The following is a 14,638-nucleotide window of genomic DNA, read 5'->3' on the forward strand; positions in this document are numbered from 1 at the left end:
CCGGCGGCCAGGCCCTAGCGCTTGTTGCGCCTCAGCCACAGCATGCCGAGGACCGGCAGGATCACCGGGATGAAGACGTAGCCCATCCCGTAGTCCGACCAGACCGTCGCGTCGGGGAAGGCCGAGGAGTCCGCGAGGGTCCAGGTGCCGACGACCAGGACGAAGAGGAGTTCCGCCGCGCAGCACACCAGGGCTGCCCGGCGGGCCCTCTCGCCGCCGCGCACCAGCGAGTACGTGATGAAGCCGTACACGCAGGCCGCGATCGCGGACAGCGCGTACGCCAGCGGAGCCTTGCCGAAGTCCAGGGCGATCTGGACGATCGAGCGGGACGCCGCGGCCACGGTGAACACGCCGTAGAACCAGACGAGTACCCGGCCGGGCCCCGAGCCGAGCTTGCCGGCCTCGGCCTTGCCGGCGGGCGTGGTGTCAGTGGCGGACTCGGTCACGGTCAGCCTCCCCAGATGTCGTAGAGACGCACTTCGAGCACGGCCAGGACCACGGCGCCCGCCGACACCGTCACCGAGCCCCACTTGGTCCGCTCGGAGAGCGAGAGGAACCCCGCCGCGGGGACGGCCGCGAACGCACCGGCCAGATACGCGACGAAGATGGCGACACCCTGTTCGGGCCGCTCGCCGCGGCCGAGCTGCACCAGCCCGACGACGAGCTGGGCCAGCGCGAGGACGGCGACCACGGCCATGCCGATGAAGTGCCAGTCCTTGGTGGCCTGGTCCCGGTAGGCGGCATATCCGCACCAGGCGGCGAGGGCGAGCGCGGCGGCGGCGACCGCGACCGTCAGGGCATCGAGCATGGGGTCGAGGGTATTACGGGCCGAAAGGCCCGATGCGCTCGCCCCCGGGCCCGCGCACGGGCCCGGGAAGGGGGAGGCCGGCCGTGGCCTTGGCCACAGCGGACCGGGCCGGCGGGCCGGTCGGGTACGCGGTCGCGAGGGCCCTGACGGCGGCGTCGGCGCAGGCCGGGGCGGGTGCGTGGAAGGCCGCGGCGGTGGAGCGGGACCGTCCGCATGGCAGTCGGAAGATGTCCGGTATTCGGACATCCCCGTTTGGTTCCCGACCGGTTCTGCTTTACTTGCGACATGACCACGACGAGCAGCCGCACCCTTGCGACCGAGGCGATGATGACGCCCGGTGCTCGTTGTATGTGTCGAATGTGCGCCTTCTGAGGGTCCCCGCCCGAGCCTCGCGCCCCGAAGCGAGACCACGTGGCCGTGCCCGGTTCCGTACCAAAACCCACGGATTCGGCCTGCCCCCGCGCGCACCGCGCCCCCGGTATCCACCGCTGGGGCCGAGCCGCGCCCCGAACACGTTTGCCCCGTGCCCGGCATACCCCGCGCCGCGCACTCGACAGTGACGGAAATCCTGTGATCACCACAACGGGCCTGACCAAGGTCTACCAGTCGCGCGGACGAGATATCACCGCGCTCGACGGCGTCGACCTGCACGTCCGCGAGGGCGAGGTCTACGGCGTCATCGGCCAGAGCGGCGCCGGCAAGTCCTCCCTCATCCGCTGCGTCAACCTCCTGGAGCGCCCCACTTCCGGCACGGTCACCGTCGACGGCGTCGACCTCACCGCCCTCGCCGGCCGCGGCCGGCGCGCGGGCAAGGACCTGCGCCGGGCCCGCTCCCGCATCGGCATGGTCTTCCAGCACTTCAACCTGCTGTCCTCGCGCACCGTGCAGGACAACATCGAGCTGCCCCTGGAGATCCTCGGCGTCTCCGGCAAGGAGCGCTCACGCAAGGCCCTCGACCTGCTCGACCTGGTGGGGCTCGCCGACCGGGCCAAGGCCTACCCCGCCCAGCTCTCCGGCGGCCAGAAGCAGCGCGTCGGCATCGCCCGCGCCCTGGCCGGCGACCCCAAGGTGCTGCTCTCCGACGAGGCGACCAGCGCCCTCGACCCGGAGACCACCCGCTCGATCCTCCAGCTCCTTCGCGACCTCAACCAGCAGCTCGGCCTCACCGTCCTGCTCATCACGCACGAGATGGACGTCGTCAAGACGATCTGCGACTCGGCGGCCCTGATGCAGAAGGGCCGCGTCATCGAGTCCGGCACGGTGACCGAACTGCTCGCCACCCCCGGCTCCGAACTCGCGGCCGAACTCTTCCCGGTGAGCGGCGGCGCCACCGGCCCCGAGCACACCGTCATCGACGTCACCTTCCACGGCGACGCGGCCACCCAGCCCGTCATCTCGCAGCTTTCGCGGACGTACAACATCGACATCTCGATCCTCGGCGCGGCCATGGACACCGTCGCGGGCCGGCAGATCGGCCGCATGCGGATCGAACTGCCCGGCCGCTACGAGGAGAACGTCGTCCCCATCGGCTTCCTGCGCGAGCAGGGCCTCCAGGTGGACATCGTGGACGACAGCGCCGGCAACGGCGGCCAGGCGCTCGACCTGGTGAAGGAAGGTGCCAAGTGAGCTGGTCGGAGATGCAGCCGCTGCTGTCGCAGGGCACGTACGACAGCCTCTACATGGTTCTGTGGGCGACCGTCGTCACCATCGGACTCGGGCTGCCGCTCGGTGTGCTGCTCGTCCTCACCGACAAGGGCGGCCTGCTCCAGAACCGTCCGGTGAACAAGGTCATCGGCGTGATCGTGAACATCGGCCGCTCGCTGCCGTTCATCATCCTGCTGATCGCCCTGATCCCGTTCACCACCTGGGCCGTCGGCACCTTCATCGGACCGAGCGCCATGATCGTGCCGCTCTCCATCGGCGCCATCCCGTTCTTCGCGCGCCTCGTGGAGACCTCCGTGCGCGAGGTCGACCACGGGCTCGTCGAGGCCGTGCAGTCCATGGGCGGCGGCATCCCCACCATCGTGTGGAAGGCGCTGCTCCCGCAGGCCCTGCCCTCGCTGGTGTCCGCGATCACCACCACGGTGATCACGCTCGTCAGCTACTCCGCGCTCGCCGGCGCGGTCGGCGGCGGCGGGCTCGGCTCGGTCGCCATCACCTACGGCTACCAGCGCTTCGAGACCAACTTCATGCTCGTCACGGTGGCCGTCCTGATCGCCATCGTCACCGTGATCCAGCTGCTCGGCGACGGCGTCGTACGCCTGCTCGCCCGCCGCGGCCGGACCTCCTGAACCGTCTGGACCCTTCTCGAACACCACGGCCCGCACTCCTTGTCCGGGCGTCACACCGCACCACCGGAAAGAGGCACTTTTCGTGCGCAACAACACCAAGATCACCGCTGCCGCCCTCGTCACCGCCGCCCTCGCCGTCGGCCTCACCGCCTGCGGCTCGTCCTCGGACCCGAAGGCGGGCGGCAAGGCCGACGAGTCCAAGGCGCTCGTCGTCGCGGCGTCCCCCACGCCGCACGGCGACATCCTCAAGTTCGTCAAGGACAACCTGGCGGCCAAGGCCGGACTCAAGCTGGAGGTGAAGGAGTTCACGGACTACGTCCTGCCCAACACCGCCACCGAGCAGGGCCAGGTCGACGCCAACTTCTTCCAGCACAAGCCCTACCTGGACGACTTCAACAAGAAGAACGGCACCCACATCGTGCCCGTCGTCGACGTGGAGCTGGAGCCGCTCGGCGTCTACTCGCACAAGGTCAAGTCCCTCAAGGACCTCACCTCCGGCCAGACCGTCGCCGTCCCCAACGACACCACCAACGAGGGCCGCGCCCTCCAACTCCTCGCCGCCAACGGCGTGATCACCCTGAAGGACGGCGCCGGCTCCGGTGCCAAGCTCTCCGACATCAAGGACAGCAAGGGCCTGAAGTTCAAGGAGCTGGAGGCCGCCACGCTGCCCCGCGCCCTCAACGACGTGGACGCCGCGGTCATCAACGGCAACTACGCGATCGAGGCGAACCTGAAGCCCGCCAAGGACGCCCTCGCCCTGGAGAAGGCGGACGGCAACCCCTACGCCAACTTCCTCGCCGTCAAGCAGGGCAACGAGAACGACCCGCGCGTCCAGAAGCTCGCCAAGCTCCTGAACTCCGACGAGGTCAAGAAGTTCATCAACGACAAGTACGCGGGCTCCGTCGTCCCGGCCTTCGGCCCCGCCAAGTAGCCCTGCCCGTACGGCAGGACGAAGGTCCCGGACACCCCGCCAGGTGTCCGGGACCTTCGTCGCTACGGCCACCCGGCCATGCGCGCGGGGGGCCCGATGCTGCATGCTGTGTCTTTACGGTCCTCACAGGTTGACGGGCCACGCGGCCCCGCGGGCCGGCGCGGTCCCCAAGGCGGTCCACGGCATGGAGCGGCACATGACTACCCACCTTCCGGTGTTCCCGGACATCTCCATCAGCACGGACCGCCTCGTGCTGCGCCCCTTCGAGGATGCCGACGGCCCCGCGCTCATCGAGATGATGAACGACGAGCAGGTCGTCGCCTGGACCGCGGTGCCCCACCCCTACACCGCCCGCGACGCCGACGACTGGGTCCGCCACCTCGCCCCGCGCGAGCGCACCGAGGGCCGAGGAATCGTTCTGGCGGTCACCGAGTTCCTCACCCAGCGCCTCGTCGGCATCGTCCACCTCCAGAACACCAACTGGCGCACCCTGGCCACCGAAGTCGGCTATGTCGTGGCACCGTGGGCGCGCGGCGAGGGATACGCCACCGAGGCCGTGCTCGCCGCCGCCCAATGGCTCTTCAGGGACCAGCGCTTCGAGCGCCTCGAACTGCGCACCGCCGCCGACAACACCGCCTCCCAGCAGGTCGCGCAGAAGATCGGCTGCATCAGCGAGGGCGTGCTGCGCAACGCCTGGATAGCGCGTACGCAGACCGAGGACGGCGGCTGGACGGACATCCGCACCGACCTCATCGTGTGGAGCCTGCTCCCGGAGGACCTCGACGGCGTCGCCGAGCAGCTCGCCGACGCCGGTTACGCCTCCTACACCGACTGGAACTGACCCACGGCCGACGGACCGAACGAAGAACCGGAGCTACCCTCAAGTCCGTACCCCGGCACACATCCGCCGCCCCGACCTGCCACACCACCTGGAGTCTGACGAAGATGGCCGACCGCGTCACGGTGATCGGCTGGGACGGCTCGCCGCTCACCCCCGCGGCCACCTCCGCGCTCTCCGCGGCCACCCTGGTGGCCGGCGCCGCCCACCACCTCGCGCTCCCGGAGGTGCCGGCCGGAGCCGAGCGCATCCGGCTCGGCAGCGTGGGCCTGGCCGCCCGGCGCATCGCCGGGCACCGCGGCAGCGCGGTCGTCCTCGCCGACGGCGACCCCGGCTTCTTCGGGGTCGTCCGCACCCTCAGGGACCCCGAGCACGGCCTCGAAGTCGAGGTCGTGCCCGCCGTCTCCGCCCTCGCCGGCGCCTTCGCGCGGGCCGGGATGCCCTGGGACGACGCCCAGCTCGTCGTCGCCCACCCCCGCACCCTGCGCCGCGCCGTCAACGTCTGCCGCGCCCACCCCAAGGTCGGCGTCCTCACCTCGCCGGGCGCGGGCCCCGCCGAACTGGCCCTGCTCCTCGAAGGGGTCCACCGCACCTTCGTCATCTGCGAGGAACTGGGCAGCGACCGCGAACAGGTCACCGTCCTCACCTCAGAGAACGCCGCCGACCACGCGTGGCGCGACCCCAACGTCGTCATCGTCCTCGGCGGCGGCCCGTCCGGCGAGGGCGAGGGCTGGCTCGCCGGGCCCGCCCCCGGCTACCCGTCGGCGCCCCGCGGCTGGGCGCTGCCCGCCCGCGAGTACGGCACCGGGCTCGGTTCCGGGGAATCCACCGACCTGCGCGCCGCCCAACTCGCCCGGCTCGGGCCGCGCGTCGGCGACCTCGTCTGGGACATCGGCTGCGGCAGCGGCGCGCTCTCGGTGGAGGCGGCCCGGTTCGGCGCCGCCGTGATCGCCGTCGACGACGACGCCGATGCCTGCTCGCGCACCGAGTCCACCGCGCGCCGCTTCGGCGTACAGCTCCAGGTGGTCCGCGGCAAGGCCCCGCACGTCCTGGAGTCGCTGCCCGAACCCGACGTCGTACGCATCGGAGGCGGCGGCGCGGCGGTCGTCGAGGCGTGCGCGGATCGCAGGCCGGAGCGCATCGTGACGCACGCGGCCACCCGGGACGCGGCGGAGGCCGTGGGAGCCGTTCTGAGCGCCGGCGGATACGACGTCGAGTGCGCGCTCCTCCAATCGGTCGACCTCGACACGAGCGCCTGGTCGGAGCGCGAACGCTCGGTCGCCTTCCTGCTTTCCGGACGGCGGAAAGAAAGATCCCCGTGACTCCTTCGGCGCGTCGCGGAGGGTAGGCTGGCCGATCGTTGTACCGCACCCGGCCGTTCGGAGCTCCGCTGGCCAAGGGCCGGAAAAGGGAACCGCTTTGGGGCCCGTCGGCGGTACGGCACAACCGGGGGACGCGCAACGTGGCGCAGCCCACACGGTCCGTGGCCGGGACTGACCGCCGCAGCGCCGAAGGCCCGCGACAATGCATGGTGTCGTTGACGCCCGCGGGCCGTTCGCGACCGCGCGGCGCACCGTACGGAGCGACGGGTGCCGCACACGCCGAGCGTGGGCGGCCCCGGGCCGCAGGCCGAAGGAGCACTACAGATGGGCGAGGGGTACGCATGACTGACACCGGCCAGGTCCCGGGCGAGGGACTGCCGGAGAACGCAGGCATGGTGGAACAGCCGGGCGTCCCCGCTCCCGGCGTCTACACCTTCCTCGATCCCGCAGACACCTCGGCGAACACCGCGGACGACGACGATCTGCTGCTGATGCCGGGCGCCCAGGGCGCCTGGATCGACCCGCAGTCCTCGCCCGCCCCCGTCGCCGCCCAGCCGTCCACCCCCGGCCCGGCCGCGGAGCCCGGCGCGCACGAGACCGGTGGCCGTGACACCGGCTCCGTCGAGCTCGGCGGAGCCCGCGCCGCGCAGGCCCCCGCGAGCGCCGTCCCGCCGCCGTCCCGCCGCCCGCTCCACCTCGGCCCGCAGGTCCCCGACGCCTCCGCAGGTGTCGTACGGTCCCTCGCCGACCGGGGTCCGGCCGCCGCCCCCGTGAACCCGGTGCCCACGCGGAACCAGGGCCCGCCGACGGCGGGTCCCGAGTACCTGGACATCCCGCGCGAGGCGGCCGCGGCCCAGCCCCCAGCACCACAGTTCGCGGAGATGCAACCGGGGAGTGGCCTGGCATGGACGCCTCAGCAGCGTTCCGCGCCCCACGCGTCGCTCAACATGCCGATGCCCCCAGCAGAAACGGTCGTCCCCGAGGACTTCGCGGTGCACGCGGCGGCTCCGGCCGCCCAGCCCCACGCCGCCGAACAGCAGGCCCAGCACATGGCGCAGTCCGGCGCCCGGCCCGTGCTCCTCGTCGACCAGCTCGTCGCTCAGCAGGCGGCCCAGCCGGGCGCTGCACAGGCGCCGCAGCAGGGCGGACAGCCGCAGCCGACCGGCCAGTTCGTGCCGGTCGAGGGCACGGTCCCGACCGGCCCCCACCTCGCGCCCGCCCCGGCGCAGGCCGCCCCCGTACCGGAAGCGCCCGCGCTCGCGGAGCCCGGTGCGCAGGACGCGGCACCGCAACAGGCGCCGGAGCCGGTCGTCACCGGGCCCGCCGCCGTTACCGGGCCGGCACAGGCCGTGTCGGCACAGTCCGTGTCGGCACAGGCCGGGCCGATGGCGCCCGCCGAGCCGGTGGGACCCGGCGCCGCCGCGCCCGAGGCGCTCCCGGCCGAGCCCCCCGTGGCCGAGCCCTCCCTTGCCGAGCCCCTCCCGGCCGAGCCCCCGGCGGCCGAACCGCTCGCCGCCGAAGCGCCTCTCGCCGAAGCGCCGTTCGCGGAGCCGGACCCGGCCGTGCAGGCCCCGGCAGAGGCGGCTCCTCCCGCGCCGCCGGCCGTGCCCGAGGCCGTGACGCCCGAGTTCGCGACGTCCGAGCCTGTGGCGCCCGAGCCGCTCGCCGCCGAACCGGCCGCCGCCGAGCCCGTCGCGGCCGAGCCCGTCGCGGAAGAGGCGGCCGCGCCGCAGCCCGTGGCCGCGGAGCCCGTGCAGGCAGCCGTGCCCGAGGCGCAGCCCGTGGTGGCGGCGTCCGCCCCGGACCAGGCCCCCACGCATGTCGCCGTCCCTCTGCCGCAGACCCCGGTCGAGGAGCAGGCGCCCCAGCAGCACGGTGTCGTGGAGTCCGCCGCCGGGGTGCCGGTGGCCGTCGCCCCCGAGCCCGTCCTCGTGCCGCGGCAGGACCAGCCGGTGACGGCCGGAGCACCGGCCGTCGACCCGGCGCAGGTGCCCGAGACCTCCCTGGTCGATGCACCCGTCGCGGCCGATGCGCCCGTCGCGCCCCAGCCCGCCCCGACGCACGCGGTCGCCCCCGCCGCCGAACCGGCGACGCCCCAGGAGCCGCAGGCCACGGACGTCGCGCAGGTCCCGCAGGCCCAGCCGGTCACGGAGGCCATGGAAGCCGCACAGCTCACCGAGGGCGTCGAGCCCACGGATGCCGGACAGCTCACCGAGGTCGTCGAGCCCGCGGAGGCCGTCGAGCCCGCGGATGCCGTCGAGCCCGCGGATGCCGTCGAGATCCCGGAGCAGGTGCCCGCCGCCTCCGGCTACGACGACGCCGAGCGCGAGGCCGTCCTTCGCGTCATGCGCGAGCGACGCGACATCCGCAACGGCTTCCGCGCCGACCCCATCCCGCACGAGGTGCTGCTGCGCGTCCTGGAGGCCGCCCACACCGCGCCCTCCGTCGGGCACTCGCAGCCCTGGGACTTCGTGGTCATCCGGTCCGCCGAGACCCGCCGCACCATGCACGAACTCGCCCAGCGCCAGCGCGAGGCGTACGCCAAGTCGCTGCCCAAGGGCCGGGCCAAGCAGTTCAAGGAACTGAAGATCGAGGCCATCCTCGAAACCCCGGTGAACATCGTCGTCACCGCGGATCCGACCCGCGGCGGCCGGCACACCCTGGGCCGTTACACCCAGCCGCAGATGGCCCCGTACTCCTCGGCGCTCGCCGTCGAGAACCTGTGGCTCGCCGCCCGCGCCGAAGGGCTCGGCGTGGGCTGGGTCTCCTTCTTCGACGAGCGCGAGATGGTCCGCGCCCTCGGCCTGCCCGAGCACCTCGAAGTGGTCGCCTACCTCTGCGTCGGCTACGTCGACGAATTCCCCGACGAGCCCGAGCTGATGCAGGCGGGCTGGTCCAAGCGCCGCCCGCTGTCCTGGGTCGTCCACGAGGAGACGTACGGCCGCCGCGCACTGCCCGGCGAGGACCCGCACGACCTGCTCCAGGAGACCGTCTCGGGCATCCGCCCGCTGGACGCGAAGGCGCTCGGCGAGGCCTGGGAGCGGCAGAAGCGGATGACCAAGCCCGCGGGTGCGCTCGGCATGCTGGAGATCATCTCCGCCCAGCTGTCCGGCCTCTCGCGCAAGTGCCCGCCGCCGATCCCGGAGCCGGCCGCCGTCGCGATCTTCGCCGGTGACCACGGCGTGCACGCGCAGGGCGTCACCCCCTGGCCCCAGGAAGTCACCGGCCAGATGGTCGCCAACTTCCTCGGCGGCGGCGCGGTCTGCAACGCCTTCGCCCATCAGGTCGGCGCCGAAGTCTGCGTCATCGACGTGGGCGTCGCCTCCGAACTCCCGGCGACGCCCGGCCTGTTGCCCCGTAAGGTGCGGCCCGGTACCGCCGACATGACGACCGGTCCGGCGATGACCCGCGAGGAGGCGATCGCCGCCATCGAGGTCGGCATCGAGACCGCCCGCGACCTGGTGGCGGCCGGCAACAAGGCGCTCCTGACCGGCGAGATGGGCATCGCCAACACCACCGTGTCGGCCGCCCTCATCTCCCTCTACACGGGCGTCGACCCGGTCGAGGTCACCGGCCGCGGCACCGGCATCAACGACGAGACGCACGCCCGCAAGGTCGACGTCGTACGCCGCGCCCTGGAACTGCACCAGCCGGACCCGGCCGACCCCATCGGCGTCCTCGCCGCGATCGGCGGCCTGGAGCACGCGGCCCTGGTCGGCTTCCTGCTCGGCGGCGCCTCCCTGCGTACGCCGGTGATCCTCGACGGCGTCAGCACGGGAGCGGCCGCCCTGGTCGCCCGCGCGATCGCCCCCGAGGTCCTGTCCGCGTGCATCGCGGGCCACCGCAGCGCCGAGCCCGGCCATGTCGCGGCCCTCAACAAGCTGGGCCTGCGCCCGCTCGTCGACCTCGACCTGCGCCTGGGCGAGGGCACCGGCGCCCTGCTCGCCCTCCCGGTGGTGCAGAGCGCGGCCCGCGCGATGCACGAGGTCGCCACGTTCGACTCGGCGGGCGTCACCGAGAAGTAGCCCGTACGGCATGGGCGGGGGCCGGGGTCGCGGACCCCGGCCCCCGCCCATGCCGCCGCACGCACCCGCCCCTTAGGCTGTCGGCGGGGGCGCGTACCCCTCCCACCAGCCGCTTCATCGCAGCAGCGGCCCTTTCGCACCGCCAGCCCGCCCGAGGAGCACCCGCCACCATGGTCGAACACCCCGCGTACCCGGTAGGCCTCCGCCTCACCGGCCGCCGCGTCGTCGTCGTCGGCGGCGGCCAGGTGGCCCAGCGCCGTCTGCCGGCCCTCATCGCCGCCGGGGCCGACGTCACGCTGATCTCCCCGAGCGCCACCCCGTCGGTCGAGGCGATGGCCGACGCGGGCGAGATCCGCTGGGAGCGCCGCCGCTTCCAGGACGGCGACCTCGCCGACACCTGGTACGCCCTGGTCGCCACCGCCGACACCGAGGCCAACGGGCGCATCTCCGCCGAGGCCGAGCGCTCCCGCGTCTGGTGCGTACGCTCCGACGACGCGAGCGCCGCCACCGCATGGACCCCGGCCACCGGCCGCTCCGAGGGCGTGACCGTCGCCGTCCTCACCACCGACACCCCGGACCCGCGCCGCTCGGCCGCGATCCGCGACGCCGTCGTCGAGGGCCTGCGCGACGGCACCCTGGTCGCGCCGCAGCAGCGCACCCGCACCCCGGGTGTCGCGCTGGTCGGCGGCGGGCCCGGCGACCCCGACCTGATCACCGTGCGTGGCCGCAGGCTGCTCGCCGAGGCGGACGTGGTGATCGCCGACCGGCTCGGCCCCCGCGACCTCCTCGACGAACTGCCGCCGCACGTCGAGGTCATCGACGCCGCGAAGATCCCGTACGGCCGGTTCATGGCGCAGGAGGCCATCAACAACGCGCTGATCGAGCACGCGAAGGCCGGCAAGGCGGTCGTGCGGCTCAAGGGCGGCGACCCGTACGTCTTCGGGCGCGGTATGGAGGAACTCCAGGCGCTCGCCGAGGCCGGCATCACCTGCACGGTCGTGCCCGGCATCTCCAGCTCCATCTCGGTGCCGGGCGCGGCCGGCATCCCGGTCACGCACCGCGGTGTCGCCCACGAGTTCACCGTGGTCAGCGGCCATGTGGCACCGGACGACCCGCGCTCGCTCGTCGACTGGAAGTCGCTGGCCCAACTGCGCGGCACCCTGGTGATCCTCATGGGTGTCGACAAGATCGGCGCGATCGCACGGGCCCTGGTGACGCACGGCAAGAACCCGTCGACCCCGGTCGCGCTCGTCCAGGAGGGCACCACGGCCGCGCAGCGCCGCGTGGACGCCACCCTGGAAAGCGTCGGGGATGTCGCACGGGCCGAGGACGTCAGGCCGCCGGCGGTCATCGTCATCGGCGACGTGGTGACGGTGAACTCCCGCGCCTGAGCCCCCCCGGGCCGCTCCCGCCCAGCCCACCCACCCACTCACCCACCCACGCGAGCCACGCCCGACGACCGTTGACGGACGACCCCCACCCCAGCCGTTGACGTCGTCGGCCCCGCAGGCCCCGTTGGCACCCAACCCAGGACAAGGCAGTATCACCCTGTGGCCGATCTCATCACCGTCGAGGACCCCGACGACCCCCGCCTGCGCGACTACACGGGCCTGACCGACGTGGAACTGCGGCGCCGCCGCGAACCCGCCGAGGGCCTCTTCATCGCCGAGGGCGAGAAGGTCATCAGACGGGCCAAGGACGCCGGGTACGAGATGCGCTCGATGCTGCTCTCGGCCAAGTGGGTCGACGTCATGCGGGACGTCATCGACGAGCTTCCCGCGCCCGTGTACGCGGTCAGCCCCGACCTGGCCGAACGCGTCACCGGGTACCACGTGCACCGCGGCGCGCTCGCCTCGATGCAGCGCAAACCGCTCCCGGCCGCGGACGAACTCCTCACCACCGCGCGCCGGGTGGTGGTCATGGAGGCGGTCAACGACCACACCAACATCGGCGCGATCTTCCGCAGCGCGGCCGCCCTCGGCATGGACGCGGTCCTGCTGTCCCCGGACTGCGCCGACCCGCTGTACCGCCGCTCGGTGAAGGTGTCGATGGGCGCGGTCTTCTCGGTCCCGTACGCCCGCCTCGAGTCCTGGCCCAAGGGCCTGGAAACGGTCCGCGGCGCGGGTTACCGTCTGCTGGCCCTGACCCCCGACGAGAAGGCCTCCAGCATCGACGAGGCGGCCCCGCACAAGCTCGACAAGGTGGCGCTCATGCTGGGCGCCGAGGGCGACGGCCTGTCCCGCCAGGCCCTGGTCGCGGCGGACGAGTGGGTGCGCATCCCGATGGCCCACGGAGTCGACTCCCTGAACGTGGGCGCGGCAGCAGCCGTGGCCTTCTACGCCGTAGCAACAGGCCGCCCCACCACCTGACCCCCCCCCAACCCCGCCGGGGGCTCGGGGAACTGCGCGAACGGCCCCCGCCGGCCAGCACCCGAAAGACGACCGTCGGCCAAGCCTCCCCGAGCATCTCAGCCAGGGGAGCCCCCAACCTCGCCGGGGGCGCGGGGAACTGCGTGCCCAGCCGAAGCCGGCCCGCAGACGAAGAGCCGCCCCCCCCCCGCAGAGCCCTCAGAACTGCTTAACCGCAGCGATCCCCAGCAGCACAATCAACGTCACCAGCACAAACACGGTGAGCCGCTGCCGCAGCAGTCGCGGGTTGGCGGGCCGCAGCCCGCCGCCCGACGTGCGCGTCCCGGGCCGCGTCCCCGGCCGCCCCCCGGGCCGGGAGGCGTTGCTGCGGGGCCCACCAGGCCGCGACCCACCGGTACGCGGCGCGGACCCACCGGTACGCGGCGCGGACCCACCGGTACGCGGCGCAGACCCACCCGTACGCGCCCCGGGCCGCGGCCCCCCGGACGTCCCCGAGCCCGAGCCCGTACCCCGCCCCGCCTCGGTATACCGCTGCGTGCGCTCGTCGAGCCGCCCCGTGGGCCGCTCCACCTCCACCCGCTCGCGCTGCACGGGAGGCCGCACGTCCGTGCCCTGGGCGTGCAGACCGCCCTGGGCCTCCCGTGCGGCGATCTCCTTGAGCCGCATCGAGAGCTGCAGCGTGCTCGGCCGCTCCTCGGGGTCCTTCGCCAGACACGCCTGGACGAGCGGGGCCAGCGCGTCCGGCACGCCGCGCAGTTGGGCCTCCTCGTGCACGACGCGGTAGAGCATGACCTCGGAACTGCCGTGCCCGAAGGGCGAGTCGCCCATCGCCGCGTACGCCAGCGTCGCGCCGAGCGAGAAGACGTCCGTGGCCGGGGTGACCGCCGCGCCGCGCACCTGCTCGGGTGCGAGGAAGCCGGGGGACCCGACGGCCGTGCCGACATGGGTGAGCGTCGAGGCGCCGGTGGCCCACGCGATGCCGAAGTCGATGATCCTGGGCCCCTTGGGGGAGAGCAGGATGTTGGACGGCTTGAGGTCGCGGTGGACGACCCCGGCCTCGTGCACCGCGACGAGCCCCTCGGACAGCGCGGCCCCGATGGCCGCGGTGTCGGCGGCCGACAGCGGACCTTCCTCGGCGACCTTGTCGTGCAGCGAGGGCCCGGGAACGTACTGCGTGGCGAACCAGGGTCGCTCCGCCTCCAGATCGGCGGCGACCAGCCGTGCCGTGCACCCGCCCCGGATCCGCCGTGCCGCCGAGACCTCACGGGCGAACCGGGACCGGAACTCCTGGTCCTCGGCGAGATCGGGCCGGATCACCTTCAGCGCCACCCGCTGCCCGCGCCGGTCGGAGCCGAGGTACACGACCCCCATGCCGCCCGCGCCGAGACGCCGGTGGAGCCTGAACGAGCCGACGACACGCGGGTCCTCGCGCCGGAGCCGCATCATCGCCATTTTCATCCCCGCTGCCAGTCCTGTTGACGGGGCACAGCTTACGTACCCGCCGCCCGGTGTGCTCATAGGCCGCGCCCTCGCGGCCCGACCGATTGTCCGTGCGGGGTGGGAAACATGAAGCGTGGTCAGCAAGCCGCGGATCCCCGGCCGCTGAACCGTGCGAGATCTCAACGGTCCGTAGCGGAAGGGGGTTTGGGTCCGTGAAGGGTGATCGTGTGGAGATGGTGGTGGGCGCCGGATACACGACCCGCACCGACGAAGCGGTGGCCGGCAGGGCGGGCCGCAGGGTCGGGACGGCGGTCCGCCGCGGGGTGGTCGAAGTGAGCGAAGTCACGCACAGCGGCGCGGTCGCGCGTACCGCACGCCTCATGGCGACGCGGGCGCCCGCCCTGGTCGGACAGCCCGTCCCGAGGGGGGCCGCGGGGGAGTCGGAGCCCCGCGCGCGGGCCCGCCCCCTCCGGGAAGACCCCAAGGCCCAGGGGTCCCGTCTCCACCCAGGGGAGTAGGCGTGGGGGTGACGGCTCATCCCCTGGGAGGCCCGCAGAGCGGTACGAGGGCATGACGTCCGGCGCCCCGAGGATCCCTAATGTTGAAGTCAAGCG

Annotated in this window: 12 protein-coding genes; 9 read left to right on the plus strand and 3 right to left on the minus strand. The window is 73.3% G+C overall.

Annotated elements, in window-relative coordinates; genetic code table 11:
* Positions 1-14 precede the first annotated feature (14 nt).
* On the minus strand, positions 15-446 hold the full coding sequence (locus OG432_RS28970) for a hypothetical protein (protein WP_328313895.1): 432 nt from the start codon (positions 444-446) through the stop codon (positions 15-17).
* 2 nt (positions 447-448) lie between these two features.
* Positions 449-808 (minus strand): hypothetical protein, encoded by a 360-nt coding sequence (locus OG432_RS28975; RefSeq protein WP_328313896.1) that lies wholly within the window; start codon positions 806-808, stop codon positions 449-451.
* A 570-nt stretch (positions 809-1,378) separates the two neighbouring features.
* Between OG432_RS28975 and OG432_RS28980 the strand changes: the two genes are divergently transcribed.
* The 8 genes from OG432_RS28980 to OG432_RS29015 all read left to right on the plus strand — a co-directional run bounded on the left by OG432_RS28980 (position 1,379) and on the right by OG432_RS29015 (position 12,584).
* Positions 1,379-2,434 carry a methionine ABC transporter ATP-binding protein gene (locus OG432_RS28980; RefSeq protein WP_328313897.1) on the plus strand — a complete coding sequence of 352 codons (1,056 nt, stop codon included), beginning with the start codon at positions 1,379-1,381 and terminating at the stop codon, positions 2,432-2,434.
* Positions 2,431-3,099, plus strand: a complete 669-nt coding sequence (locus OG432_RS28985) for a methionine ABC transporter permease (protein WP_328313898.1) — start codon at positions 2,431-2,433, stop codon at positions 3,097-3,099. Before OG432_RS28980 ends, OG432_RS28985 begins: the two co-directional genes overlap by 4 nt.
* 82 nt (positions 3,100-3,181) lie before the next feature.
* On the plus strand, positions 3,182-4,030 hold the full coding sequence (locus OG432_RS28990) for a MetQ/NlpA family ABC transporter substrate-binding protein (RefSeq protein ID WP_328313899.1): 849 nt from the start codon (positions 3,182-3,184) through the stop codon (positions 4,028-4,030).
* A 184-nt stretch (positions 4,031-4,214) separates the two neighbouring features.
* Positions 4,215-4,871, plus strand: coding sequence for a GNAT family N-acetyltransferase (locus OG432_RS28995; RefSeq protein WP_328315292.1), 657 nt, complete (start codon positions 4,215-4,217; stop codon positions 4,869-4,871).
* Positions 4,872-4,975: 104 nt separating this feature from the next.
* A complete protein-coding gene (gene cbiE, locus OG432_RS29000; RefSeq protein ID WP_328313900.1) occupies positions 4,976-6,190 on the plus strand; it encodes a precorrin-6y C5,15-methyltransferase (decarboxylating) subunit CbiE in 1,215 nt (404 codons plus the stop codon).
* Positions 6,191-6,531: 341 nt separating this feature from the next.
* Positions 6,532-10,215 carry a nicotinate-nucleotide--dimethylbenzimidazole phosphoribosyltransferase gene (gene cobT, locus OG432_RS29005; RefSeq protein WP_328313901.1) on the plus strand — a complete coding sequence of 1,228 codons (3,684 nt, stop codon included), beginning with the start codon at positions 6,532-6,534 and terminating at the stop codon, positions 10,213-10,215.
* Positions 10,216-10,385: 170 nt separating this feature from the next.
* Positions 10,386-11,606 (plus strand): uroporphyrinogen-III C-methyltransferase, encoded by a 1,221-nt coding sequence (cobA, locus tag OG432_RS29010; RefSeq protein WP_328313902.1) that lies wholly within the window; start codon positions 10,386-10,388, stop codon positions 11,604-11,606.
* 159 nt (positions 11,607-11,765) lie between these two features.
* Complete coding sequence (locus tag OG432_RS29015; RefSeq protein WP_328313903.1) at positions 11,766-12,584, plus strand: TrmH family RNA methyltransferase; 819 nt, start codon at positions 11,766-11,768, stop codon at positions 12,582-12,584.
* Positions 12,585-12,782: 198 nt separating this feature from the next.
* Here the strand turns inward: OG432_RS29015 and OG432_RS29020 are convergent, their stop codons facing one another.
* Positions 12,783-14,036, minus strand: a complete 1,254-nt coding sequence (locus OG432_RS29020; protein WP_328313904.1) for a protein kinase domain-containing protein — start codon at positions 14,034-14,036, stop codon at positions 12,783-12,785.
* A gap of 200 nt (positions 14,037-14,236) precedes the next feature.
* On the opposite strand from OG432_RS29020, the gene OG432_RS29025 reads away from it, so the two are divergent.
* Positions 14,237-14,542, plus strand: a complete 306-nt coding sequence (locus tag OG432_RS29025; RefSeq protein ID WP_328313905.1) for a hypothetical protein — start codon at positions 14,237-14,239, stop codon at positions 14,540-14,542.
* Positions 14,543-14,638 lie beyond the last annotated feature (96 nt).

Source organism: Streptomyces sp. NBC_00442 (assembly GCF_036014195.1).
Taxonomy (GTDB): Bacteria; Actinomycetota; Actinomycetes; order Streptomycetales; family Streptomycetaceae; genus Streptomyces.